This window comes from Clostridioides sp. GD02377 (assembly GCF_045899875.1).
GTDB lineage: Bacteria > Bacillota > Clostridia > Peptostreptococcales > Peptostreptococcaceae > Clostridioides > Clostridioides difficile_A.
The window spans coordinates 53,135-79,150 of the sequence record NZ_JBJODA010000017.1 but is presented as its reverse complement, the minus strand read 5'-3'; the positions used below and the strand labels follow the sequence as shown (position 1 = coordinate 79,150).

The window sequence follows — 26,016 nt, the reverse complement described above, 5'->3', positions numbered from 1 at the left end:
TAACTTGAGGGGGAAAAAGCATGAGTATAATTGTTCAAAAATATGGTGGAAGTTCGGTGGCAGATACTGATAAAATAAAATCAATTGCAGAAAACATAATAGAACGAAGAAAAGAAAATCCACAAATGGTAATAGTTGTGTCTGCCATGGGTAAATCCACTGATGAATATATAAAGTTGGCTAAAGAATTGAGTAATGAACCTAGTAAAAGAGAATTGGATGCTTTGATGTCTACTGGAGAAATGATTTCAGCTTCTTTATTATCAATAGCATTAAATGCACTTGGATGTAAGGCTGTAAGTTATAATGCTTATCAGCTAAATATAAAAACAAGTGGTCTTCATGGGAAGTCTCAAATTGATGATATAAATGTAAATAGAATTAAAAATAGTTTAGATGAAGGAAATGTCGTAATAGTAACTGGATTTCAAGGAATCAATGAAGATGGTGATGTAACTACTCTTGGGAGAGGTGGTTCAGACACATCTGCTGTGGCTCTTGCAGTTAAATTAAATGGGAAATGTGAGATATATACAGATGTTGATGGAATCTATTTTACAGACCCAAGAAAATATTCAAAGGCTAGTAAACTTGATGAGATTGAATATGAAGAAATGCTTGAGTTAGCAAGTTTAGGAGCACAAGTAATGCATTCAAGAAGTATAGAACTTGCACAAAAATATGGTGTTGAAATTTATGTTGGACGTACATGTGGTACAGTAAAAGGAACATATATAAGAGGGGGAAAAGATATGAAATTAGAGGATAAAGTAATAACAGGATTAGCTACTAGTGATGACGATAGCTCTATAACAATCAAAGATTTTAAAGCAGAAAATATATCTAGTTTATTTGAAGATATAGCAACTATAGGGATAAGTGTAGATATGATAAGTCAGACTGCACCTATCTTAGATAAAATAAGTGTATCATTTACAGTTCCAAAAGAAGAATTAGGAGAATGTAAGAAGATAGTATCTAAGTACACAGATGAAGAACATGTAGTGGTTGATAATAATATCACTAAATTCTCTTTGGTAGGTCTTGGCATGAAAAATACTTCTGGAGTTGCTGCTAAGGTATTTAAGATATTCAATGAAAATGGTATAATGATAAAACTTATAACTACATCAGAAATTCGTATAACATGTGCTATAAATTCTGATGATAAGCAAATAGCTATAGAAAAAATAGCAGAAGTATTTAATATATAAAATTTGGGGAGGATATTATGAAACTTCATGGAACTATGACTGTAAATGATAATGAATTATATATTGGAGGAGTGAGTTGTTTAGAGCTTAGTGAAAAATATCAAACTCCACTTTATGTATTTGATGAAGCTTTGGTAAGACAAAACTGTAGAGAATATGTAGAATATTTTAAAGCCAAAGATGGAAAAAACAAGGTTGCTTATGCAGGTAAAGCTTTTTTACCTATTTATATGTGTAATCTTATAAATGAAGAACAAATGTGCCTAGATGTAGTTTCAGGAGGCGAATTATATACAGCCTACAAATCAAATTTCCCTATGGAAAAAGTTTTCTTCCATGGAAATAATAAGACTAAAGAAGAAATAAATATGGGGTTAGATTTAGGTGTAGGTAAGTTCGTAGTAGACAATTTTTATGAATTGGATTTGATTGAAAAGTTATGTGAAGAAAAAGGTAAAGTTCAAGAAATATATTTTAGAATAACACCTGGAATAGAGGCTCATACACACGATTATATAAAAACTGGACAGATAGATTCTAAATTTGGATTTGCCTTAGTGAATGGAGATTTATTTAGAGCAATAGAGAAATTGAGTGAATACAAGAATATAAGACTTGTGGGTCTTCATGCTCATATAGGCTCACAAATATTTGATGTAGAGCCGTACATAGATACAGTGGACATAATGATGAACTTAGTAAAAGAGATAAAAGAAAAATTCAATATACAGTTAACAGAAATTGACTTAGGTGGAGGTGTAGGGGTTTATTACAGTAAAGAAGATAAGCCTAAGACTATAAAAGAATTCTGTGAGACTATAATTGCTAAAGCGGAAAGTTCATGTAAAGAGCTTGGGATAGAAGTACCTATATTGGTAATAGAACCAGGAAGATCAATAGTTGCAAATGCAGGAAGCACATTGTATACAGTAGGTTCAATAAAAGATATAAAAGATGTTAGAGTTTATGTAAGTGTAGATGGAGGTATGACAGATAATGTAAGACCTTCTCTGTATCAAGCTAGTTATGAGTGTAGTATTGTAAATAAAATTAACCATGAGACTATGAATCATGTAACAATAGCTGGAAAATGTTGTGAAAGTGGAGATATATTGATTGGGGATATAGATATAATGGATATTAAAAGTGGAGACATACTTATAACGACATCAACAGGTGCATATGGGTATTCAATGTCTTCAAATTATAATAAAATACCAAGAGCAGCAGTAGTATCAGTATTTGATGGAAATGATAAGGTAATATGTAAGAGACAAAGTTATGAAGATTTATTAGCTTTAGAAGTATAGAATGAAAATTAAATATTAAGTTTATTATAAGTAGATTTACTAAGGTATATATGGCTCTAAATTAATTTTTAGTTTGTTGTAGTTATACATAGCATATCTACTTATTTTTTTCTTTTACTAACAAATTTCTTGTAATAAATATAAAATATTTTAAAAACTTCCTAATTATGATAAAATTTAAAGTATATAACAAGGAGGGGTTTAATGAGAGGAAGAGTAATTTTATTAATATCGATATTATCTATATTTCTTGTAGGATGTTCATTTAATAATAAAGATGAAATAAATTTAACTGAGCAAGGAAAAACATACTTAGAAAAACATGACTATAAAAAAGCTATGGAATCATTGTCCTCTGCATTAGAAGAAGATAATACTAATGAAAATGCAAGGGCTATGTATATGCAAGCTATGAGAATGTCAAATATGACTGAGTTTGAAGAATCGAAAAATTATGAGGATGCAATTAAGGAACTTAAGCTTATAGAGAAAATAAAAAATGGTTCATCTGTTATTAAAGAAGAAGCAACTAAAAAGAAAGAAGAATTAACTAAATTAGAAAAAGAACAAAATGAAGCAGAAGAGCAAAGAAAGAAAAAGGCAAAAGATACAGCAGGAGAAGATAGGTACAGAGTAGAATCAGACGCAAGAAAAACTTCTTATAGTAGAAATAGTAAAACTAATAAATCTAGTTCTAAAAATAACAGTAAAAAATCAGATGATGATAAATCTGATAATAATAGTAGCTCTTCTCAGAATCAAGAAAAACCAAATAATAATCCAGCACCAACACCACCTTCTCCAGATACTAGTGGTGGAGCAGAGAGTGGTGAAAATTCTCAAAGTTCAAATAATCAATAAATATAAAATGTGCATATATTTTTAATAAATAAAATATGCATTATAAAAAATTAGCTCTTAGCAAATTGTTTTTGCTAAGGGCTAATTTTTTATAAAATAGTTCAATAAAAAGCAACTAAATTTGAAATTAAAAATTTAAAAGTATATACAATAAATATAAGTTATTGTAGCCGATTATCTATATATTTATCAACATAAGTTTTTACAACAGCTGCTATTGGCACTGAAAGGAAAACACCTATAAAACCAAATAGAGATTGACCTATTAAAATTGCAGAAATTACCCATATAGCTCCTATACCAACTTGATTACCCATAACTTTTGGTTCTATAAAGTTTCCATCTAGTTGTTGTAATATAAATATGAATATAACAACCCAGATAGTTTTTTGTGGGCTATATAAGATTGTCATGGCTATTGGAGGTATTGCACCAATAAAAGGACCAAAATACGGTATTATATTACCTAAGAATATTATTGAAGCTAAAAATAAAGCATTTTCTATTCTGATAACAAATTGAAATCCTAAGAATGCAATTATACCAATAATAAGAGAGTCTAATATTCTACCAATCAAATAATCATAGAAAATGTCATGAGTAGTTCTAAAGAATTCTATAATATCATCTGCTTTGTTTCTATCAGTAGAAGAGTATAGTAATTTTTTAAACCCCAATGCAATTTTTTCTTTGTCATATATAATATATATAGACAGTATAAATCCCATTGTCATATTAAATAACATAGAAGATATACTAAGTGCATAGACTAATAAGTTTTTAGGAATTCTACTAATGGAATCATTTGCCTCTTTTAACACATTATCTAAGCTATGTTGTATGTGAGGAACTAAAGTCTTTAAAAAATCTATGTTTGACATATTTTTTTCTATAAAATTGTTTATATAATCAGTGTACATAGGCATTTCACTTATTAACCTGTTTAATGTATTGGCGATTGATGGAATTAACAATCTAATTCCAAAAGCTAAAATAAGACCTATAAATATATAAGCTATAAAAATAGCTAAAAGCCTATGTGCTTTAAATCTTATTTCAAAAAGCATTACTAATGGATTTAAAAGTAAAGCAAGCAAAATAGCTAGAAAAAATGGGCCAAAAAACTTTAAGAATCCTTCAATACTAGATATAAAATCTGATGGAGTATTAATAAATTTAAAAAATAAAATTCCAATAAACACGACTATTAAATAGTATTTTACATTTTCTTTTGAAATAATAATCACTTCCTTAAAATAGTGTTTAGTCAGCTATTACATATTAATAGTATGTGAAAAGAAATTACAATTATTTAGGAAAATTAAATAATTTTTTAGCTTGTTTTTAATCAAGGTCTAGTATAGTATAATAATGTAACAAAATTAACATTGATAAAAATATCAAATAACATATAATTTAAGATAAGAAAGGATTATGTATGAGAATTAATAAGTATATAGCTTCTTGTGGGATTGCATCTAGAAGAAAAGCAGAAGAAATTATTCTTGAAGGAAGAATAAAGGTAAATGGAAATGTAGTAAAAGAGTTATCATTTAATATTGAGGAAGATAAGGATATAGTGGAATTTGATAATAAAAAAGTAAAGCCAAGTGAAAAGCATGTATATATAGTGTTAAATAAGCCAGAAGGATATATAACTACAGTGAAAGACCAGTTTAATAGACCAAGTGTAATAGATATACTTAAAGATGTGAAAGAAAGAGTGTATCCAATAGGTAGACTAGATTATGAAACTAGTGGATTATTGATACTTACTAATGATGGAGACTTAACATATAAACTTACTCACCCAAAACATGAGGTTAACAAAACATATGTAGCAAGTGTGAAGGGAATTATAAGTAATGATGAAATAAGAAAGTTTGAAAGAGGATTAAACATAGAAGATTACACAACAGCACCTGCTAAAATAAGAGTAACTAAAGAAAATAAAGAAAAGAATTATTCTGTATGTGAAATAACTATACATGAGGGAAGAAATAGACAAGTGAGAAAAATGTGTAAGGCTATAAATCATCCAGTTTTAAATTTAAGAAGAATTTCTGTAGGTAAGATAGAATTAAAAGATATAAAAGTCGGAGAATATAGATACTTAACAGAAGATGAAATAAAATATTTAAAGTCAATAAAATAAGATAACAATGAAATAAGGTTAACAGTAGGGAGAGATAGTATTATGGCATATGCAAAATATTTAACTAAAATTACAGATATAAATAAATTTTATTTAGAAAAGGTTATAAGTAAAGGTGATATAGTAATTGATGCTACTATGGGAAATGGATATGATACAATGTATCTGGCTGAAAAGGTTGGAGAAAAAGGGTTTGTATATGCCTTTGATGTACAAGAAGAAGCAATAAAGTCTACAAGTAAAAAAATAGAAAAAGAAGGCTATGTAGACAGAGTAAAACTAATATTAGATGGTCATGAAAATATGAATAAATATATAAAAGAAGAAGTTTCATGTGTTTTATTTAATTTAGGATATCTTCCAAGAGCAAAACATTCAATTATAACCAAACCAGATACAACTTTAAAAGCTATAAAGTTGAGTTTAAAAATGTTAAAAGAAAATGGAGTAATAAGTATCGCTATATATACAGGGCATGATGGAGGTCAAGAGGAAAGAGATTGTATATATAATCTTATCAATAATTTAAGTCAGGATGAATTTAATGTTTTAGAATCTAAATTTTTAAATCAAGTCAATAACCCACCACAATTGATTTTAATTGAAAAGAAAAAATCACAATAAATACTAAAAAAAACTTGACAAGATTCTATTAAGAGTTAATATATATATTGTGACCTCTTAAAAATACTTTAAATAATAAGCATACGATAGTTTGCTTTTAAAATAAAATATATACTTAAATATGCAAAATAAGATAGGAAACTTTTAAATGAGTAAAAATTGAAAAATTTAAAAGAAATATTGGATAAATATTAAAAAATGCAAGGAAAGATGGTATAATAAATTTAATCGAAAATACTATGTGATGTATAAGGTACAGAAAAGTTAGAATTTTATGAGTTTAAGAAGTTATAATAAAAATTAATATGAAGTTGAGATAAAAACAAAATAATAGAATTTTTACAGAAAAAGACAATATTAACAAAAACAAAATAGTTTGTATAACTAAAAGGAGAAAAAAATGGAAGAAACAAATGAAATGAAGGACAGTAAACATTTGATATCAAATATACAATCTCAGTATACGAGATTGAGTAAAGGTCAAAAACTTATAGCACAATATATTTTAAATAATTATGATAAAGTTGCATTTATGACTGCATGTAAATTAGGTGAAACTGTAGGTGTAAGTGAGTCTACTGTTGTAAGATTTGCAAATGCCTTAGGTTATAGTGGATATCCTAAATTACAAGCAGCACTTCAAGAACTCATAAAAAATAAGCTAACTACAGTACAAAGAGTTGAAATGGCACATGATTATTCCGATGATTTTGCAATATTAAACAAAGTTTTAAAGAGTGATATAGATAATATAAGGTCCACATTAGAAGAAATTGATGAAAGAGCATTTAAAGAAGCTTCTAATAAACTTTTAAGAGCCAGAAAGATATATATACTTGGTATGAGAAGTTCTTTTGTAGTAGCTCAATATTTAGGTTTTTACTTAGATATAATACTTGACAATGTTCATATAATTAGAATGGATATGGGAGATGCTTTTGAGCAAATTGTAAGAATAAATGAAGAAGATGTTATAGTTGCAATTAGTTTCCCTCGTTATTCAAAAAAATCTTATCAAATTGTCGATTATGCTAAGGAAAAGGGAGCACATGTAATATCATTAACAGATAGCTTGTTTGCACCAGTAGCATCACTTGCAGATAATACTCTTTTAGTTAAAAGTAATATGGCTTCATTTGTAGATTCTTTAGTTCCAGCACTTAGTATTTCAAATGCTCTTGCTATATCTGTTGGAATGAAAGAGAAAGAAGATATTAAACAACACTTTGATGATTTAGAACAAATTTGGAAAAGATATTCTGTATATGAGTAAATTTTGTATATTAATAAATAGTTTCAAGGGTTAAAATGTTCAAATCTAGCCCTATTTAAACAAAGATATTATAAAAAAACTGACTGACACTTAACTGACAAATTCCTTTTTTTAGGTTTAACTGACATTTAATTGACAGTCAGTTTTTTGTTTATCTGAATAATGTTTTGCTTAAATTGTTAGAGACTTCTTTGGTCATTTCCTCTAAAACAAGAGAATATCTATTCATAGCTATTTTTATATATGTATAACCCAACCTTTCAGAAACCACTTTCATATTTAGAAGAGGAATTTAATACTCTAGGAAAAGATGTTTGGAATACAATACAAAATTTTCCTCTAAGGTATCTAAAACATATTTTGACTTATGCTTAGATTGTGGTGAAATAGTGAGAACTTATATAAAGGGTAAGACTGACAGGAATTGGTGTAAAGATGAGAAATAAAAATACATAGGATTTAGACTATCTTTATAGATGCTCTTTTTTTATACAATAAATTAAGAGGACAATGAAGTTATTAAATTTAAAGAAGTATATAAAAAGATTAAGGAATTAATAGAAATTATCTAAACTAATATTAGTACCTGTTGGCTAATAATTAGCTTTATTCTTTATTATATGATATAATGTAAAATAGAGATAAGGAAGTGGTTAGTATAGGAATATTAAAAAGTGCTGAATTAGTTAGAAAGATAGCACAAAGAATTGCTAGAGAAAAAGGAATAAGAGAGCAAGAAGCATGAAATGATGCTGTTACAGAGTATAAACAAAAACATAGATACTTAGTCTAGAGAATCATCTTTATAGATGGTCTTTTTTTATGTAAGAAGTTTGTGTAATAAATTAAAAATAAATGTAAAAAATATTATACAACTTATAATAAGATAAAGTAATGTTTTTAAGGAGAAAAAGATATGCTTAATCAGTTTAATGAATTTCTTGGTAACTATATAAATATAATTTCTGTAATTGCATCATTTGCATCAATAGCAGCCTTGATTATATCAATTATAGCTTTTATGGAATCTAATAAACAAGCCAAATTGATACTAAAATATAGAAGAAATAATGAGAATAATATAGCTGGTGATTATTATGAAAATGGTAATGGATATATTAGACTTGATTCTAATAAGATAGATGATAAACCTGGTATCTATACTAAGATTCGTAGTAATAACTTAGTTGATTTTGTAATAGAAAACAAAAGTACAATTGTTGCAAAAAGCCCTATATTAAGTTTGAAATTTATTAATATGGAAGTAGAGATTGAAGAAAATAATAACTTTGAACAAATAAATAGTGAGCTTAGATGGCATCCAAAAGATAATACTACAATCCATAAAGGAATAAATTTTAGAATAGAGCAATTTAATTTTAGAAACTGTGTTATGCTTAAAAAAGACGTTTACATAGAGGTAGTATTATCAGCTGATAATATGGAGACAAAGGAATTTAGAATACCAATAAAAGTATATTAAAGAACACTGGTAAGTGTTCTTTTTTTATTTAATGAATTGGAGGCAGTAAATGAATAAAAGAGAAGTTGTGTATTTAAATTTAGAATGTATAAAACCTTATGAAAATAATGCTTTAAAGATTCAATTAAACTCAAGTAAAATCTCTGTATAAATCTTATTATATATTTAAAATATTTTTTAAATAATTATAAATTTATATTAATAAATGACTGTAAGAGTACACTTGTTTTATAGTATAATAAATTAATATATTATTCAGGAAATTAAGGAGAGATACTTATGCAAACCTTAGATGTATACATGAAAAAATTATGTCCACAGTATCTAATAAAACATAGTGAAATCGTTGATGAAGTAACTGTTGATGTACGTACACCAACAGAATATGGTAGTATAACTAAATTAGAACATAATATCTCTGTTATTGATGAAAAAGAATATGACTTTCTGCATAGGAATAAACCTATTGCAGGAATTATTGTTTTATATGGTTTAATAAAAAATCGCAAAAATATAAAAGATAAACTCCTATCTATTAGTGATAACAATAGTAAAAAGATAATAATTGCTTGTTCTAAAGGTAGGATTCGTAGTCCAGTTGTTTGGATGTATTCTAGATATTTAAAAATAGATTCTAAAGTATTATTGGATGGAATAAACTCTATAAAAAATAATTCTTAAAAGCGAAAATTTGAGTATTTTGTAATTGTCGAATAGTTTTTGAAGGGTATTGACCTTTGAAGTTGAATTTTATACTTTGGAAGAAATTAATATGGATGAAGAGTATTTAAAAGAATATTTATTTTATTACGAGAAATTAAAAGGTAAGAAGAGTAAAGAAGAAACTATAATTTAATAATAATAGAAAAAATAAATATATAGGACAATATAACTGTAGTAGATTTAAATGCTAGAAATAATATGTTGATATGGTTTTATACAGAATTGACTTTGTTTATTGAAATAGATAGTTTATCCATACAAGTTTTAAACAAAGCTTCATTTTCCATACTTATAACAATAATAGTTTTGATTCTTATGATGTATTTGTTATGAAAAAATGGAAAAGAGCTTAAGAATTTAAGCAAAGGAATAGAAAAAGAAAATAGCTTTATGATTAAATAACATCTATATATGAAAGGTATGAGTCCTAAAAAGGGCTCTTTTTTTATTCTCAAAACAAACAAAAACGAGATGGTTATATGGCTAAATATGAATATTGGATAACGGAATGGTGAGTATTTGGATGAAGATATGGGCTTTACATGTGAGTATTGGAAATTAGTTAAAAAGTTCAATTTAATATCAGGTACAATATAAAATATACAATAAGAAGAGATTAAAATAATATGAGTAATTCAAGTGCTTTTTTAGTCTGAAATACGACAAAGATTGACAATGTGAAATATGTAGCAGATGATAGATTCTTAGATGAAGAAGGAAAACCAGTTGAATGGAAATTAAGATTTTTATCTTCTGAGGAATACGAAACCTTAAGAAGAAAGTGTCCTAAAAGGGTTAAAAGTTGTAGGCAATAATGGGAAAGCTACAGGGCAATATACAAGTGAAATTGACTACAATAGCTATGTAGCTGAATTATGTGTAGCATCAACAGTATTTCTTGATTTAAAGAATGATGATTTACAAAATAGTTATGGAGGAATGTGAGAATTTCAGCTATTAAAATAATGCTTACAACAGGAGAATATATAAATTACACAGTAAAAGTGAATGAGGTTAATGGATTTGACACTTCATTTAAAGATAACATAGAAAAAGCAAAAAACTAATTCGAGATGGAGAAGAATGTAGAACTTAAAACTAAAGATTAAATTGGCATAGTCACATTACTAATATATGAAAATGTTACAATTTTGGAAATAGATGGATATATATGTTGTATAAGTATAATGTAGATAATATATCACTAAGTAAAAAATAACAAAGAAATCTAAATTATAAGAGGTGTATTTATGGAAAATAAGGATATTAAACTTACAATATGTATATTTGCTTTTGTAATTGGAATAATAGTGTTATTTTGCTGTATAGGTTTAGGGCAATTTAATATAGAGATTTTCAATCAAAATACACAATCTGATGAAGATATAACCATCACTCAAGGTAATGCCAAGGACTTATCTATTTTTACTGACAATAAATATGATATGACGTTGCTATTAGGTCCACTATACCATCTTTATAGCATAGAAGATAAACAAAAAGCTCTTCGTGAAGCAATTCGTGTAACAAAACAAGGAGGAGTGATTTTCGCTGCATATGTCATATCTGATGGATGTCTTCTTGATGAAGGGTTTAAACGCAGTAATATTAATGTTGCTGAATATGTTGAAAAAGGATTAATCGATTCTCTGACATTTGACACCAAATCCGAGTCAAAGGATTTATTTGAACTTGTACGTAAAGAATATATTGATAATTTAATGTCCATATTTCCTGTAACCCGATTGCATTATGTAGCATCAGATGGATGTGCATTATTTATGCGTGAAGCAGTAGATGCAATGGACAATGACACATTTGAATTATATCTGAAATATCATTTTGCTACTTGTGAACGTGAAGATTTATTGGGGGTTACAAGTCATGCGATTGATATATTCAGAAAATAAGTATATGGATTTAAATTTAGAGATATTTTATAAATTGATGGTTGTTATTTATGAACTTATACCAACTAATGTAGTTTTGAAAGTATTATAAAAGTATAATTGTTTTTGTTGAAATACTACATAATTTAGACTACTATTAAAGAAAAGGTATTGGAGGATATAGATATGATTATAAGTACTGGAGATATTAAAGAAGAATATGGGGTTATAGATGCTATATTTGCAATAGACTCTCATAAGGAAGGAATTTTTAGAGGTGCAGACCCAAACTCAGCATTTAAAGGAGTAAAAGAACAATTAAAGAAAAAATGTGAACAATTAGGTGGAAATGCTGTAATTAATTGCCAATTTGAATATCGTATTGCTGTGGCAGATGGATTTGCAAGCAAAAAACAAGTTGTTGAAATATTTGCGTATGGAACAGCTGTAAAAACTTTATAATGAAATATAGATTAATTCAAAGGGTCACTTTAATCGATGGTCTATTTTATATATTATGGTAATATATAAAATAATTACTATGTAGTAAAGCATAAAGACATATTTACAAAATTAATAACAGAAGGAGCATTAAATAAAAATATAAATGATAATGTATAAGTAAAAAATATGCTTAAAGGCACTATAATGTACAGTGGTGATTATAAGTATACATATTAGGATTTATATTATAAAAATGACAAAAGAGAATAATTTAGTAATTGGTCTATCGAGTGATTTACTGGTTTGACAATACCAGCAAGAATAATAGGTAAGATTACATTTTTAACTAGAAAAGGGAACACTATAACAACGGGAAAAAAATTAACATTAAAAAAATATGAAAGTTTTACTTTAGAGCCAGAGTTAGGTAAGCAAATATTTGTACTTCAAGGTTCTTATTCAGTGCATAAATTTAAACCAGAATATAGCAAAAGATATTTAGATTGTTTAGGAGTCGCTTGCATGAAATAGTTATATGGGAGAAATTTTGAAAATTAAATTAGAAGTTTTTATTTAATATATATGATTAGAAGGTATCAGCTAGAGTTAGTTGTTACCTTCTTTTTTAATAAATTCAAAGTTTATAGAACGATATATCTTTTTCTAATTAAATAATACAATACGGCTGTTATAATTGCTACTACTATTATTACTATTATTGTACTCTCTGATTTTTTTATGAATAAACCCATTGTTATATATTCAAAGCTTATTAAATAGCTATAAAATATATCTAGTTTAACAGTTTTTTTTCTATCTATATTCCCATATTTTAATTCTAATTTATTGAAATATCTTTCACTACAAAAATTAGTTTTCCGTTTAATTAAATACCTTATTGTAGTCCCTATTATAATACCTATTCCAATAAGTATAAGATTGATATTATTAAAACTCATAGTAGGTACCTCCTTTAAAATTTAATAAAATAGAGCTGAGTTAAATTTTATTTTTTTTAGTAAATAAATGTGCCAAAAAATAAAATATACAAGCATCTGTTAGCATTCCAGCTATAGTGTGAATTTCTATTTTCTTTTTAAATATAGGAATAAGTATAAAATATGAAATAAGTATGCCTAATATGTAGTATAGGAAAAAAATTAAAAGTTTTCTTTTCATATAATCACCAGCTTGTATAAGATTTGTTTTTCTTAATTAAAGTATAGCAGTAGTATATAGATAAAAAGAGTCTAAAATATTACAAATATATACAGTGAAAATTAATAATGATATAATACATTTCAAAAAAATTAGTTGTAAAGATGACATACAATAAACATAATATACTTGATGGATATTCTGGATATAAAATAACTGATTGTCATATATTGAAAATCAGTTGTTTTTTATATTGCTCAAATTACTATATACTTCTTTGGTACTGCATGTTTTGTAAAAGAATACCTATATTGTTTAAAAACTTTAATATAATTTTATACTCTATAACATATTTGGATAAACTATGTAATGAGATAAAAGGAGGTATAAGCAAATGGAAAATTCTATGTTTTGCTACCAATGTGAACAGACAGTAGGTGGAAAAGGATGTACAAAGATAGGGGTTTGTGGTAAGACACCAGAAATAGCAGCACTTCAAGATTTATTAATTTATCAATTAAAAGGTATAAGTTGTTATGCTAAAGTTCTTATAGATAATGGAGAAGAAATAGATAAAGAAATAGTTTCTTTTGTAGAAAATAGTCTGTTTACGACTCTAACTAATGTTAATTTTGATGGTGATGCTCATGAAGAAATGCTTAGAAAATCACAAGAAATAAAGCAGAGATTAAGAGAAAGAATTAAAGAATCTATTAAAAGTAATGAATATACTGAATATAATTTGAGTGATACAAGAAGTCAAATGTTAGAAGATGCTAAGAGAGCTGGAATAATGTTTGATGAAAGTTTAAATCCTGACATACGTTCACTTAGAATGACAATACTTTATGGGTTAAAAGGTATAAGTGCCTATGGACATCAAGCTAGAGAACTTGGATATTATAATAATCAAGTAGATGAATTTTATTTTAGAGCACTATCAGCAATTACAGATGATGATATTTCTTTAGAAAATTTAATAACATTGACTCTTAAGACTGGAGATATGAGTGTCGCTGTAATGCAAAAACTAGATGAAGCTAATACTACTGTTTATAAAAATCCAGAACCTCATAAGGTAAATGTCAAAATAAAAAAAGGCCCTTTTATAATAGTATCGGGGCATGATTTAAAAGATTTAGAAATGTTACTCAAACAGACAGAAGGAAAAGGAATAAATATATATACTCATGGAGAAATGATTCCTTGTCATGGATATCCAGAATTAAATAAATACTCTCATTTAGTAGGTAATTTTGGTGGAGCGTGGCAAGACCAGCAAAAAGAGTTTGATTCTATACCAGGATGTATATTAATGACAACAAATTGTTTGATGAAACCTAGAGATTCTTATAAAGATAGAATTTTTACGACTAGTGTTGTTGGATGGGATGGAGTAAAGTATATAGGTAAAAATGAAAATGGAGAAAAAGATTTTAGTGAAATAATAAATAAAGCACTAGAATTAGGTGGATTTAAGGAAAGTGAAGAGCCGCACGAAATATTAGTTGGTTTTGGGCATAAAGCTACATTAAGTAATGCACCTGCAATAATAGATTCAGTTAAATCTGGAAAGATAAGACATTTTTTCCTGATTGGAGGATGTGATGGTGCAAGACCTGGTAGAAACTATTATACAGAATTTGCTAAACAAGTACCAGAAGATTGTATAATTCTAACTCTTGCATGTGGGAAATATAGATTTAATAAGTTGAATTTTGGGGAAGTAGCAGGATTACCTAGACTGTTAGATGTTGGTCAATGTAATGATGCTTACTCAGCAGTAAGAATAGCCTTAGCTTTAGCTGATGCATTTGACACAGATGTGAATAGCCTTCCTCTTTCAATAATATTGTCATGGTATGAACAAAAAGCAGTAGCAGATTTGTTGGCATTATTATCATTAGATATAAAAAATATATATTTAGGACCAAGTTTACCAGCATTTATAAGTCCAAATGTACTACAGTATTTAGTTGATACATTTAATTTAATACCTATTAGTACTCCTGAAAAGGACTTGGCAACATGCTTAAATATCCCAGCAAAGTAATAAAAATTTTAGATTATAATCAAAAAAGAGTGTTTTAAACACTCTTTTTTAATCATCTTCATCTTCTACATACTCAAGTATATCTCCTGGCTGACATTCTAAAGCTTTACAAATTTCATTTAAAGTAGTGAATCTAATGGCTTTTGCTTTTCCAGTTTTTAATATTGATAAATTAGCATTTGTAATATCTATTTTTTCAGCCAAATCTTTAAGTGATATTTTTCTTTTTGCCATCATTACATCTAGATTAACTATAATTGCCATAACATCACCTCTATATTGTCAAGTCATTATCTTCTTTTATTTTTATAGCTTTATCAAATGTTTCAGCAATTACAAAACACATTAGTGCGAATATAAAAGAAATAATCATAAGTGGTGAAATACCACCATTGTCGCTTCCAAAAATTATTAGATTGTTTGTATTCAAACTGTAACCATTGATACATTCAATCATGGTATTGACTAACAAGCAATATCCCATTATTTTAAATCTCTTTACATTTTCAAGTATAAAAGGTGAGTATTTAGTGCTATTAATTATAAATATTAAGAATAAAATGACTATAAAGTAGTCAGAAAAATATAGTATTCTTGCAATTAAAGTAATTAATTTATCAGAACTAAAATCATACAAAAACATAGGTATCATACACAAAAATGTTATACCAGCAACTCCCAAAATTGATAATATAAAATATAGAAAGATTGATAAAATGTTACTAAAAAATTTTGTAATCATAAAAAATATTCTCTCCTTAACATAGACTATATTATTGATTATAATATATAATTTATTGTTTTTCAATAATAAATTATTGACATAACATATAAAACTATTATAATATATATTAAAAATAAGAATGTATAAGGTGGTAAGTTTATATGAAAAAGAATTTAAGTTCTAAAATATTAAATAATATTGTATTGGTCGGAATAATTTTGACTTTATTATCACTTATTTTAGTGCCATTAGTATTGACTACATATTTTAAAAGTGGTGTGGGTATTACAGATACGAACATGCCAACTGTGATATCAGTAGCTATATATATATGTGCTATTCCATATATTGTGTCATTGTTTATATTAAAAAAATTATGCAAATTATTAGCAATCAATAAACCATTTTCAAAAGAAATACCTAAAGACTTAAAAAAAATATCTGTATGTGCATTTAGTGAGATTTTTATATTTAATTTTGTAGTGATAATATTATATTATTTTTATGATGTATATTTATATGCAATTACTATAATACCTTCAGTTATAGTGTCATTTGTTTCATTATCTATAGGGTTTTTGACTTTAGTTTTATCAATTTTATTTAAGAAGATTATTGAAATAAAAGAAGAAAATGATAAAACTATATAGTAGACTTAAAATTTGAGTGATAATATTTTATTATTATTTTTTTATAATTAATTTTATTAGATTTATTTAATATCATAACCTTAATGTCACAATAAATATGCATATATTAGTAAGAGATAAAAGATTGAGTTTTGTACATAAATACAGTTTATTGATAACAACAAGTAAAAACTGTACACTGTATAGAAGAGAGAGGGAAAGATAATATTTATCTTTCTTCTCTCTATGTCAATTAATTATTAGTGCTTGTTTAAGATTTTGTATACTTTTAAAGTTTTTAAATAACAATTAATTTATTGTCTATTTAATTACCTTAAATAACATCAAAATTAATTAAAGGCTTATAGACAATGTAATCATGAAAATAATATTGTTATTTTTTATTTAAATGAGGCATTTATCCATTCATCTAATGCGTTTAGTTCTTCTGGCGTGTTAAACCAATGTTTGCTATTTTCAAGAATAGTTAGACTACAACCAAATTTTTGTACGAATTTTTCTACCACACTGATTTCAGTAAGTTCATCATATCTGCCATATAATATTTTTGTTGGTACATTCCATTTAGTAATAGGATGTTTTTTTGCATATAATAGATATTCCCAAGAAAGAGTATGCCCAAATGAAGTTGGAATAACTAGTTCATGTTTAAGTTGCTCTTCTGATACATTTGCCCAAAGCATCATATTTGAAATGAGCTGTTGCATATCAAGAATTGGAGAAACAAAAATACATTCTTTTAATGTATCTCTTTCAAAGCTCAACATACTATACCATGCTCCAATACTATTTGCATATAAAGAAATTTGATTCCAATGACATTTTACATATTCCATAATGGTTGATAACTCTGGGACAACATGCCAGGGGTCAAATGAATTATTTTCTTTTTCACGCTCTCCATGTTCAGGTAAATCTATACTTAAAACCTGATATCCATGATAAACAGCGATATTGGCAAAAGCTTCAGCCTCCTCTTTATAACCTGATTGTCCATGTATGTAAATATACAATTGATTTGAAGGATTTCCCCAAAGAATTGAAGGAATCCCATGAATTTTAAAATATTTTTTTTGCATAAAAGTCTCCTCTCAGTTTGACATAGTAGTTATTTCTATAATTAAGCAAATTATAAAATAATATTGCAATGAAACAAATTAGTATAATACTAATTATATTAGCTTAAAAACTAATGTAATTAGTATTATATTGAATTGAAATCAAATTGTCAATACTTTATAACAGTATAAAATATTTTCTAAGTTTCAATTATTGACGTAACTAATTAGATTAGTTAAACTAATAAGGTAATTAATTTAAAATGAAAGAAGGAGAATTATGCGTGTTAGTAGAGAAATAGTTATACAAACTGCATCAGATATAGCTGATAAAGATGGTCTTAATAAGGTTTCTTTAAAAGTTGTTGCAGCAAAGCTAGGTATACGTACACCATCTTTATACAATCATATAGAAAGTTTAGATGACCTGCTACTTGAAGTGGCACATAATGGAATGCGAAAAATGAATAATCAGATGGAAAAGGTTGCTATTGGTAAGTCTGGAGACACAGCTATAAAATGTATAAGTATAGAATATTTTAATTTTGTAATTTCTCATCCTGGTGTCTATGAAACAATACAATGGGCTACTTGGCATGGAAATAATGAAACATTAGAGGTATTTGGTGAATATAAAACCTTATTAGAAAAACTTATTGTTTCTTGTAATTTAGAAATAAAAAACACAGATGAAGTGTTAAATTTGATAATGAGTGTACTGCATGGTTATTCGACTTTACAACTTGGAAAAGCACTTGTAAGTCAAGAAGAAGCTATAAAAGGTCTAGCTGATTCCATTGATACTGTTCTATTAGGTATTCATAAAAAGTATGATTAGTAGGAAACTATTAGGGCTGTATGTTAATACAATAGATGCTTGATATTATATATCTAGTGGGTAAATTGTAAAAATACAATAATAAAAAATATCTCTTGTTTATATAAAGTTAATAGTTTAATAATTAATTTGATTGATACATTAACAAAAAAGATATAAAAAAATAAATCAAAGCTCCATATTAGTAAGATTTTTAAAGTGTGTTATCAAAAATAAAAAAGGTATAATTACTTTTAAGCATTAATAAAAAGCAAAGCTACTATAAAATATTTAAGAGACTTTGCTTTTTATTTAAGTTATTATATTGTCAATTTCATAGGTGTAAAACGTATACCATCAACAGTTTGCTCAATATCAACATCTTTAAATCCTAATTTGTGGTAAACTTCAACTGCATAAGGTGATGAATTTACAGTGATTTCTGTTAGATTGGTTTTGTTATTAGTACAATATTCTATACCTGTATTCATTAATTTTCTTGCAATACCACGTTTATGATAATTTTTATCTACAAATAGCATACATATATGATTTAAATCTCTAATAGATAAGACTCCTATTAATTTTTTACAATCAAAACAACCCCAAAAGAAGAGTGTTTTTTCTTGGACTTTTTCAATAATAGAGTTATATTCTATAAATTCATGAAATGATTTGATTCCATCATCACAATAATCTGGAGACTCAAATTCTTCAAATACATTCCATATTAAATCTAATGCATTCATAATGTCCTGTTCTTTTAATTCTCTTATTAAATATTCTTTACTTATCACAAGCAACACCTCTATTATTAAAAAATTTTATTATAAGTATATATCTTAAATATATTTAAGTCAATACGATTTATTTTATAAATTTAGAATATTATGATAATATATAATTTATATACAATAGAGATATACTATAAAATTTACTTAAATATATATAATTTAGTAGTTTAAATAAGTCTAAAATGACATTATTTAAAAAATATAAATATGACATAATATTGTCGTATTTAAAATGTTAAAATAAAAATATATAAATGATATTTATAAACTATTATATAATTAGAAAAGGAGAAAAGTATGAAAATTATTGATATAAATATAAATAATATTGACAATGAACATATATGCTGTTCAATTTCTGAAAAAAAAGGAGAAAATTGTGCTCTTTCTAAAAAACTTTGGATGAAAAATCATTTTGATAAAGGTCTTGTTTTTAAACGACTTGATGTAAGAGGTAAAGCTTTTATAGAATATATTCCAGCAGAAAATGCATGGTCTCCTATTATTGCAGATAATTATATGTTTATTAACTGTTTTTGGTTATCTGGAAAATTCAAAGGTCAAGGATATTCTAATTTATTGCTACAGGAATGTATTGATGATGCAAAATCAAAAGGAAAATATGGATTAGTTGTGCTTTCATCCAGTAAAAAAATGCCGTTTTTATCTGATGCTAAATATCTAAAATATAAGGGATTTTGTTTAGCAGATACATCAGAACCCAATTATGAGTTATTATATCTTCCATTTACTGATAATGCTCCTATTCCATGTTTTAAGGATTGTGTGAAGCAAAGAAAATTAAATGGAAATAGCATCGTTTTATATTATAGTAACCAGTGTCCACACACAGAAAAATATGCTTCTATTTTGAAGAAAATTGCAGATTCTAGAAGTATAGATGTAAATCTCATAAAATTTGAAACAGCAAAAGAAGCTCAAAATGCTCCTGCACCATTTACTACATACAGTCTTTTTTTAAATGGTGAATTTATGACTAATGAGATACTTTCTGAGAAAAAGATTGAAAAATTTTTAGATAGTAAGGTTCAAAATATATAACTAAAAAATGATATAAATATTGCAATCTGAAATTGCAGTATTCTATAATTTAATATATTTTAGATGTCTCTTAAATTGATATATGATAATATAAAAGAATAGTATTAGGAGGTGATGAATATGAAAAGACTCTTTAAACAGATTAAAATATATATAAACAATAATAGAAGGATTGTTATTGTATCTGTTTAGGTGTTTTTTTGATAACAATTATAATCTTTCTCTTAAAAAGGAGAAAAAATGATATTAAAAACAAAAAGATTAACTTTAATTCCACTATCACTTCGTCAACTTGAGCTTTGGATTTTCGATAACTCAAAATTAGAAGGAGAATTAAATTGTACTTATTGTGCACAACCAGTAACTGGATTTTTCTATGATATTGTAAAAGGACAAATAAATATTGCTAATAAAGATAAAAAAAATATATTATTTTATACATTTTGGTTTATTATGTTAAATGAAAATCGTAAAGTTATAGGCCTAGTTGATTTTAAAGATGTACCAAATTTTCATGGTGAAATTGAGATTGGTTATGGTTTAGGTGATAATTACAGAAAAAAAGGATATATGACAGAAGCAGTTGAAAAAATATGTGACTGGGGATTAAATCAACCAAATGTATCTTTTGTAATAGCTGAAACTGATATTGAAAATATCGCTTCACAAAATGTTTTATTACGATGTGGATTTAAATTGTATCGAAATTCGAATACAAAATGGTGGAAATTAAGCATATAGAAAAAAATTCCAAAATTTTATAAATTATATTGACAAAGTTAAAAAAATAAACTATCATATAAAACAATAAGAAAATAAATTGAAATTCTATGAAAAAGAGAGTAGCATAAAAATAATTGATAGAGAGCTGGGGATGGTGGAAGCCTAGTAATGAATTTTATTGTGAATAGAGCTTTGGAGAAGATTACCAGAATTAATAGTATGGTAATTGGTGAGTCTCGCCTTAAGAGATTAGAGTGGGTAAGATTATCTTATCAATTAGAGTGGTAACGCGGGTGTATATTCGTCTCTTGGTCTTTGACCAAGAGGCTTTTTTAATTTTAAGAATTCATTTGCAGATACTTTTTGATTTGATTTGTAGAGATTGTTATAATTTTACCAATAAGAGTGGTACCGCGGAAATTCGCCTCTTAGTATTTATAATACTAAGGGGCTTTTATTTTAGTTAGAAGGTTTTAATCTATGTATTATCAAATGATTATTATATGATAAGAAATAAAAATAGAATTCTAATATTGCTTTAATATAAAATGGAGGGAATAAAATGAGTAAAATAAAAGCTGGGATTATTGGCGCAACTGGATATGTTGGAGTAGAATTACTAAGATTATTAATAAACCATGATAAAGTTGAAGTGACAGCAATAGGTTCAAATTCGTATGTAGGAAAAGATATAGTTGAACTATACCCGAGTATAGGCTATAAAAATAGCATGATATGTATAGAAAACGAAAAAGTTATTGATATGTGTGATGTTGTGTTCACTGCTCTCCCACATGGGGTTAGTGAAAAGTTTGCAATAAAAGCAATTGAATCTAAAAAGAAAGTTATAGATTTAGGTGCTGATTTTAGAATAAAAGATGAAGAAATATATAGCAAGTGGTATGGAGTATCATTTATAGATGAGACTTTACATAAAAAAGCTGTTTATGGATTAAGTGAAATATATGAGGATGATATAAAAGATGCAGATATAATTGCAAATCCAGGATGTTATCCTACTAGTATTTCTTTACCATTAATACCATTATTGAGTTCTAAGTTAATAAAATGCAATAATATAATCATTGACTCTAAATCAGGTCTTACAGGGGCTGGTAGAGAATTGTCATTTAGTAGCCACTTTACTGAGGTTAATGAAAATATAACTGCATATAAAATAGGCAAACATAGACATACTCCAGAGATAGAGCAAAATTTAAGTGAAGCATATAAAGAAAAAATAAATGTAGTTTTTACACCGAATCTAATTCCAGTAAATAGAGGGATATTATCAACTATATATTGTGCAAAAGAGGATAATATCTCTATAAATCAGATATATGAAAAATTGACTGATTATTATGAATATAAAGAATTTATAGAAGTTCTTCCATTGGGAAAAGTAGCCTCTTTAAAGAATGTTAAGTTATCAAATAAATGTGCAATATCATTACATGAAAATGGAGATACATTGATAATTTGCTCAGCTATAGACAATATGATTAAGGGAGCAGCAGGGCAAGCTATACAGAATATGAATATAATGTTCGGTATTGATGAAACTACAGGTTTAAAAAATATAGCACCATCATTTTAGGAATAAAAAATACTAAACTCATATAGGTAGGAGGATAAAGATGGAAATTATAAAGGGTGGAGTTACAGTTTCAGAAGGATTCTTTGCTTCTGGAATTCACTGTGGCTTGAGAAAAAATAAAGAAAAAAGAGATTTAGCCTTGGTTTATTCAGATGTTTTATGTGATGCAGCAGCGGTAGTTACTCAAAATAAGGTAAAAGGAAATCCTGTTTATGTAACACAGGAACATATTAAAAATGGAAAAGCACAGGCTATTATAGTAAACAGTGCCAATGCTAACACATTTAATGGAAAAGAAGGACTTATAAATGCTTATAAAATGGCTAAATTCACTAGTGATAAATTAAATATTAAGGAAAATGATGTTTTAGTTGCATCTACAGGTGTTATAGGAAAGCCATTAAATATAGACTTAATAGAAGAAAATATGGATGAATTAGTGAATAATCTAAGCAAGCAAGGTCATATTGGAGCAAGAGAAGCAATTATGACGACTGACATTATAAAAAAAGAAATAGCAGTAGCAATAATGTATGGGGATAAAAAGATAACTATTGGAGGTATGGCAAAAGGTTCAGGTATGATACACCCTAATATGGCTACAACTTTAGGATTTATAACTACTGATGCAAATATTGATGGAGTTTTGCTAAAAGAAGCTTTGAAGGTGGCTGTTGATAAAAGTTTCAATAGAGTTAGTGTAGATGGAGACACAAGTACTAATGATATGGTAATGATTCTAGCAAATGGAAAAGCAAAGAATGAGAAGATGAGTAAAAAGGATGAACATTATCAAGTATTCTTGAGTGCACTTACATATGTTTGTATAGAACTTGCTAAATTAGTTGCCAAAGATGGAGAAGGATGCACAAAATTAATTGAATGTTATATAAATGGAGCATTAAGTGAAGAACATGCAGTAAAATTAGCAAAAACAGTTATATCTTCTTCACTAGTAAAGACAGCTGTATTTGGAGCTGATGCAAACTGGGGAAGAATACTGTGTGCTTTAGGATATGCAGGTGAAGATATAGATATGGAAAAAGTGGATATTATTTTTGAGAGTATGAAGGGATATATTGAAGTATGTAAAAATGGAAATGGATTAGATTTTAATGAAGAAAAAGCAAAAAAAATTCTTGAAGATGATGAAATAAGTATATTAGTAAATTTAAATATGGGAAATGCTCGAGGAAATGCATGGGGATGTGACTTAAGCTATGATTATGTAAGAATAAATGGAAGCTATAGAAATTAGGAGGAAATATTTTAATGATTAATATAGAAAAAGCAAATACACTTATAGAAGCTTTACCTTATATAGAAAAACATCAAGGTAAGACTATTGTGGTTAAGTATGGTGGAAGTGCAATGAAAAAAGATGGTCTAAAAGAATCTGTTATGGAAGACCTTGTACTAATGAGTTATGTTGGAATCAATATAGTTCTAGTACATGGTGGAGGGGCAGAAATTAATAAGTTGCTCGCAAAAGTAGATATAGAAAGTAAATTTGTAAATGGACTTAGATATACAGATGAAGAGACTATGGAAATTGTAAAAATGGTGCTTGCTGGTAAAGTAAATAAAGACTTAGTGAATAAAATACATACGAAAGGTGGAAAAGCAGTGGGTCTTTGTGGAATAGATAATAATATGCTTTTATGCGACCCATATAAAAATTATGAACTAGGATTTGTAGGTGAAATCAAAAAAGTAAATGTGGAGCTTATAGAATCTTGTTTAAAGTCAGGTTATATTTCAGTAATTGCCACTATAGGTGTTGGAGAGGATGGCGAAACTTATAATATAAATGGAGATACAGCAGCTTCTGCTATAGCCAAGGAATTAAATGCAGATAAATTGATACTTCTTACAGATGTACCTGGCTTATTAAGAGATCCAGATGAAGAAAAATCATTAATAACAGAAGTTATATTAGAGAATGTTGATAAATTATTTGCAGAAGGAATAATTACTGGAGGTATGATACCTAAAATACGTGGTTGTGTAGATGCCTTAAATAATGGAGTAAATAGAGTGCATATTTTGGATGGAAGAGTTCCTCATTCTATAATAACAGAGTTATTTACTGATAGTGGTATAGGAACATTAATAAGAAAAGAAAATGAATAGAAACGAAAATAATATATAAGAAAATTATTAATTTAAGAAGGGATGATAAGAATGAATAAGAACAGTACAATCTCAAAATGGAATGAATATTTTATAGATACATATAATCAACCTAATTTTGTTATAGATTATGGTAAAGGAAGTTGCTTTTTTGATATTGATGGTAATAAGTATATAGATTTTACAAGTGGATATGGAGTATCTTCTCTTGGATATAGTAATAACAGTCTAAAAAATGCTTTAAAAGAACAAGTGGATAAACTACTTCATACTTCAAATCTATATTTTAATGAACCAGTATTATATGCTGGAGAGAAAATAATTAATATAAGTGGAATGGATAAAGTATATTTTTGTAATTCTGGAACAGAGGCAAATGAGACAGCATTTAAAATAGCAAGAAAGTATAGTAGTGATAAATATGGTGAAGGTAGAGGAACTATTATAAGTTTAAAAGACTCTTTTCATGGTAGAACAATGATGTCTTTAATGGCAACTGGTATGGATAAATATCATAAGTACTTTTATCCACTTCCTGAAGGTTTTAAGTATATAGAAAGAAATAATATTGAAGATTTAAAAAGTAACATAGATTCAAGTGTTTGTGCAATAATACTCGAAGCAATCCAAGGTGAAGGTGGAGTTAATGTACTTGAAAAAGATTATGTTTTAGAACTAGCAAAAATATGCAAAGAAAAAGATATAGTGTTGATTTTTGATGAAGTCCAATGTGGTATAGCAAGAAGTGGTAAGCTTTTTGGATATGAATACTTTGATGTAAAACCAGACATAGTTACAGTAGCAAAAGGATTAGGAGCAGGCATACCAATAGGTGGAGTACTAGTAAATGAAAAGCTTTCAAAAGTACTAGGAAAAGGAGACCAAGGTACAACCTTTGGAGGTAATTTATTGGCTATGGTGGCAGCTACAGTTGTATTAGAGGAGATATCTAAAGAAGGTTTTTATAATGATATAACAGAAAAAGGTGCTTATATAAGAAAATCTATTGAGGATTTTAATAGTGAAGTAGTACTAAACACAAAAGGTCTTGGTTTGATGATAGGAATTGAAACTAGTGTTGAATCTAGCATTATAGAAGAGAAAGCTAGAAAAAAAGGGTTGCTTATTTTGACTGCTGGTAAAAATGTATTAAGATTTTTACCACCATTAACAGTCAGTTACAAAGAAATAGATGAGGCTCTTAAAATTTTAAAAGACATACTACTAGAAATTAACTAAATATTCAAAAAAAATAATTAAAATAAAGAATT

General features: G+C 27.0%; 29 protein-coding genes and 1 other annotated feature. Of the genes, 23 read left to right on the top strand and 6 right to left on the bottom strand.

What is annotated here, in order from left to right; all coding sequences use genetic code 11:
* Positions 1 to 20: 20 nt before the first annotated feature.
* The 3 genes from Q3304_RS15285 (at position 21) to Q3304_RS15275 (ending at position 3,385) form a co-directional block, all read left to right on the top strand.
* Entirely contained in the window at positions 21 to 1,214 is a 1,194-nt protein-coding gene (locus tag Q3304_RS15285) for an aspartate kinase (RefSeq protein ID WP_054270508.1), read from the top strand.
* A 17-nt stretch (positions 1,215 to 1,231) separates the two neighbouring features.
* On the top strand, positions 1,232 to 2,524 hold the full coding sequence (gene lysA / locus Q3304_RS15280; RefSeq protein WP_054270507.1) for a diaminopimelate decarboxylase: 1,293 nt from the start codon (positions 1,232 to 1,234) through the stop codon (positions 2,522 to 2,524).
* A gap of 204 nt (positions 2,525 to 2,728) precedes the next feature.
* Positions 2,729 to 3,385 (top strand): hypothetical protein, encoded by a 657-nt coding sequence (locus tag Q3304_RS15275; protein ID WP_407814907.1) that lies wholly within the window; start codon positions 2,729 to 2,731, stop codon positions 3,383 to 3,385.
* Positions 3,386 to 3,546: 161 nt separating this feature from the next.
* On the opposite strand, the gene Q3304_RS15270 is transcribed toward Q3304_RS15275, so the two are convergent.
* On the bottom strand, positions 3,547 to 4,632 hold the full coding sequence (locus Q3304_RS15270; protein ID WP_407814906.1) for an AI-2E family transporter: 1,086 nt from the start codon (positions 4,630 to 4,632) through the stop codon (positions 3,547 to 3,549).
* A gap of 191 nt (positions 4,633 to 4,823) precedes the next feature.
* Between Q3304_RS15270 and Q3304_RS15265 the strand changes: the two genes are divergently transcribed.
* The 11 genes from Q3304_RS15265 to Q3304_RS15215 all read left to right on the top strand — a co-directional run bounded on the left by Q3304_RS15265 (position 4,824) and on the right by Q3304_RS15215 (position 12,507).
* Complete coding sequence (locus Q3304_RS15265; RefSeq protein ID WP_074178226.1) at positions 4,824 to 5,540, top strand: pseudouridine synthase; 717 nt, start codon at positions 4,824 to 4,826, stop codon at positions 5,538 to 5,540.
* 42 nt (positions 5,541 to 5,582) lie between these two features.
* Positions 5,583 to 6,164: a class I SAM-dependent methyltransferase gene (locus Q3304_RS15260; protein WP_054276862.1), complete on the top strand. Its 582-nt coding sequence runs from the start codon at positions 5,583 to 5,585 to the stop codon at positions 6,162 to 6,164.
* 400 nt (positions 6,165 to 6,564) lie between these two features.
* On the top strand, positions 6,565 to 7,437 hold the full coding sequence (locus Q3304_RS15255) for a MurR/RpiR family transcriptional regulator (protein WP_021384902.1): 873 nt from the start codon (positions 6,565 to 6,567) through the stop codon (positions 7,435 to 7,437).
* A gap of 916 nt (positions 7,438 to 8,353) precedes the next feature.
* Positions 8,354 to 8,920, top strand: a complete 567-nt coding sequence (locus Q3304_RS15250; protein ID WP_407814904.1) for a hypothetical protein — start codon at positions 8,354 to 8,356, stop codon at positions 8,918 to 8,920.
* A gap of 279 nt (positions 8,921 to 9,199) precedes the next feature.
* Positions 9,200 to 9,601: a hypothetical protein gene (locus Q3304_RS15245; RefSeq protein WP_219673933.1), complete on the top strand. Its 402-nt coding sequence runs from the start codon at positions 9,200 to 9,202 to the stop codon at positions 9,599 to 9,601.
* Between the two features lie 710 nt (positions 9,602 to 10,311).
* Positions 10,312 to 10,458: a phage tail assembly chaperone gene (locus Q3304_RS15240; RefSeq protein ID WP_407814908.1), complete on the top strand. Its 147-nt coding sequence runs from the start codon at positions 10,312 to 10,314 to the stop codon at positions 10,456 to 10,458.
* Positions 10,459 to 10,489: 31 nt separating this feature from the next.
* Positions 10,490 to 10,588, top strand: coding sequence for a phage tail assembly chaperone (locus Q3304_RS15235; protein WP_265340536.1), 99 nt, complete (start codon positions 10,490 to 10,492; stop codon positions 10,586 to 10,588).
* Positions 10,585 to 10,710: a phage tail assembly chaperone gene (locus tag Q3304_RS15230; RefSeq protein WP_265340534.1), complete on the top strand. Its 126-nt coding sequence runs from the start codon at positions 10,585 to 10,587 to the stop codon at positions 10,708 to 10,710. The genes Q3304_RS15235 and Q3304_RS15230 overlap by 4 nt, the downstream gene beginning before the upstream one ends.
* Before the next feature lie 183 nt (positions 10,711 to 10,893).
* Complete coding sequence (locus Q3304_RS15225; RefSeq protein ID WP_407814903.1) at positions 10,894 to 11,553, top strand: class I SAM-dependent methyltransferase; 660 nt, start codon at positions 10,894 to 10,896, stop codon at positions 11,551 to 11,553.
* A gap of 165 nt (positions 11,554 to 11,718) precedes the next feature.
* Entirely contained in the window at positions 11,719 to 11,994 is a 276-nt protein-coding gene (locus Q3304_RS15220; RefSeq protein WP_021384859.1) for a heavy metal-binding domain-containing protein, read from the top strand.
* Between the two features lie 285 nt (positions 11,995 to 12,279).
* Positions 12,280 to 12,507, top strand: coding sequence for a hypothetical protein (locus Q3304_RS15215; RefSeq protein ID WP_054270496.1), 228 nt, complete (start codon positions 12,280 to 12,282; stop codon positions 12,505 to 12,507).
* A 110-nt stretch (positions 12,508 to 12,617) separates the two neighbouring features.
* Here the strand turns inward: Q3304_RS15215 and Q3304_RS15210 are convergent, their stop codons facing one another.
* Positions 12,618 to 12,935: a hypothetical protein gene (locus Q3304_RS15210; RefSeq protein ID WP_074178221.1), complete on the bottom strand. Its 318-nt coding sequence runs from the start codon at positions 12,933 to 12,935 to the stop codon at positions 12,618 to 12,620.
* Between the two features lie 593 nt (positions 12,936 to 13,528).
* Here Q3304_RS15210 and hcp point away from each other — a divergent pair.
* On the top strand, positions 13,529 to 15,187 hold the full coding sequence (gene hcp / locus Q3304_RS15205; protein WP_074178220.1) for a hydroxylamine reductase: 1,659 nt from the start codon (positions 13,529 to 13,531) through the stop codon (positions 15,185 to 15,187).
* 48 nt (positions 15,188 to 15,235) lie between these two features.
* On the opposite strand, the gene Q3304_RS15200 is transcribed toward hcp, so the two are convergent.
* Together Q3304_RS15200 and Q3304_RS15195 are read right to left on the bottom strand one after the other, a co-directional pair.
* Positions 15,236 to 15,451 (bottom strand): helix-turn-helix transcriptional regulator, encoded by a 216-nt coding sequence (locus Q3304_RS15200; protein WP_054270493.1) that lies wholly within the window; start codon positions 15,449 to 15,451, stop codon positions 15,236 to 15,238.
* A gap of 10 nt (positions 15,452 to 15,461) precedes the next feature.
* On the bottom strand, positions 15,462 to 15,929 hold the full coding sequence (locus tag Q3304_RS15195; protein ID WP_219673937.1) for a DUF2975 domain-containing protein: 468 nt from the start codon (positions 15,927 to 15,929) through the stop codon (positions 15,462 to 15,464).
* 143 nt (positions 15,930 to 16,072) lie between these two features.
* Here Q3304_RS15195 and Q3304_RS15190 point away from each other — a divergent pair, with 143 nt between their 5' ends.
* Positions 16,073 to 16,561 (top strand): DUF2975 domain-containing protein, encoded by a 489-nt coding sequence (locus tag Q3304_RS15190; protein ID WP_407814902.1) that lies wholly within the window; start codon positions 16,073 to 16,075, stop codon positions 16,559 to 16,561.
* Positions 16,562 to 16,941: 380 nt separating this feature from the next.
* On the opposite strand, the gene Q3304_RS15185 is transcribed toward Q3304_RS15190, so the two are convergent.
* Positions 16,942 to 17,574: an alpha/beta hydrolase gene (locus Q3304_RS15185; RefSeq protein ID WP_227832538.1), complete on the bottom strand. Its 633-nt coding sequence runs from the start codon at positions 17,572 to 17,574 to the stop codon at positions 16,942 to 16,944.
* A 325-nt stretch (positions 17,575 to 17,899) separates the two neighbouring features.
* Here Q3304_RS15185 and Q3304_RS15180 point away from each other — a divergent pair, with 325 nt between their 5' ends.
* A complete protein-coding gene (locus tag Q3304_RS15180) occupies positions 17,900 to 18,457 on the top strand; it encodes a TetR/AcrR family transcriptional regulator (RefSeq protein WP_074178219.1) in 558 nt (185 codons plus the stop codon).
* Between the two features lie 299 nt (positions 18,458 to 18,756).
* Here the strand turns inward: Q3304_RS15180 and Q3304_RS15175 are convergent, their stop codons facing one another.
* On the bottom strand, positions 18,757 to 19,233 hold the full coding sequence (locus Q3304_RS15175; protein WP_407811674.1) for a GNAT family N-acetyltransferase: 477 nt from the start codon (positions 19,231 to 19,233) through the stop codon (positions 18,757 to 18,759).
* 294 nt (positions 19,234 to 19,527) lie between these two features.
* Between Q3304_RS15175 and Q3304_RS15170 the strand changes: the two genes are divergently transcribed.
* The 6 genes from Q3304_RS15170 to Q3304_RS15145 all read left to right on the top strand — a co-directional run bounded on the left by Q3304_RS15170 (position 19,528) and on the right by Q3304_RS15145 (position 25,984).
* A complete protein-coding gene (locus tag Q3304_RS15170) occupies positions 19,528 to 20,292 on the top strand; it encodes an N-acetyltransferase (protein WP_074178218.1) in 765 nt (254 codons plus the stop codon).
* A gap of 240 nt (positions 20,293 to 20,532) precedes the next feature.
* Positions 20,533 to 21,033, top strand: coding sequence for a GNAT family N-acetyltransferase (locus tag Q3304_RS15165; protein WP_054270487.1), 501 nt, complete (start codon positions 20,533 to 20,535; stop codon positions 21,031 to 21,033).
* Positions 21,034 to 21,113: 80 nt separating this feature from the next.
* Positions 21,114 to 21,327: a binding site (T-box leader), on the top strand.
* Positions 21,328 to 21,577: 250 nt separating this feature from the next.
* Positions 21,578 to 22,612 (top strand): N-acetyl-gamma-glutamyl-phosphate reductase, encoded by a 1,035-nt coding sequence (gene argC / locus Q3304_RS15160; protein ID WP_054270486.1) that lies wholly within the window; start codon positions 21,578 to 21,580, stop codon positions 22,610 to 22,612.
* Positions 22,613 to 22,652: 40 nt separating this feature from the next.
* Positions 22,653 to 23,870 carry a bifunctional glutamate N-acetyltransferase/amino-acid acetyltransferase ArgJ gene (gene argJ / locus Q3304_RS15155; protein ID WP_074178217.1) on the top strand — a complete coding sequence of 406 codons (1,218 nt, stop codon included), beginning with the start codon at positions 22,653 to 22,655 and terminating at the stop codon, positions 23,868 to 23,870.
* 14 nt (positions 23,871 to 23,884) lie between these two features.
* On the top strand, positions 23,885 to 24,745 hold the full coding sequence (gene argB / locus Q3304_RS15150) for an acetylglutamate kinase (protein WP_074178216.1): 861 nt from the start codon (positions 23,885 to 23,887) through the stop codon (positions 24,743 to 24,745).
* Between the two features lie 51 nt (positions 24,746 to 24,796).
* Positions 24,797 to 25,984 (top strand): aspartate aminotransferase family protein, encoded by a 1,188-nt coding sequence (locus tag Q3304_RS15145; protein ID WP_407813553.1) that lies wholly within the window; start codon positions 24,797 to 24,799, stop codon positions 25,982 to 25,984.
* Positions 25,985 to 26,016: the final 32 nt, after the last annotated feature.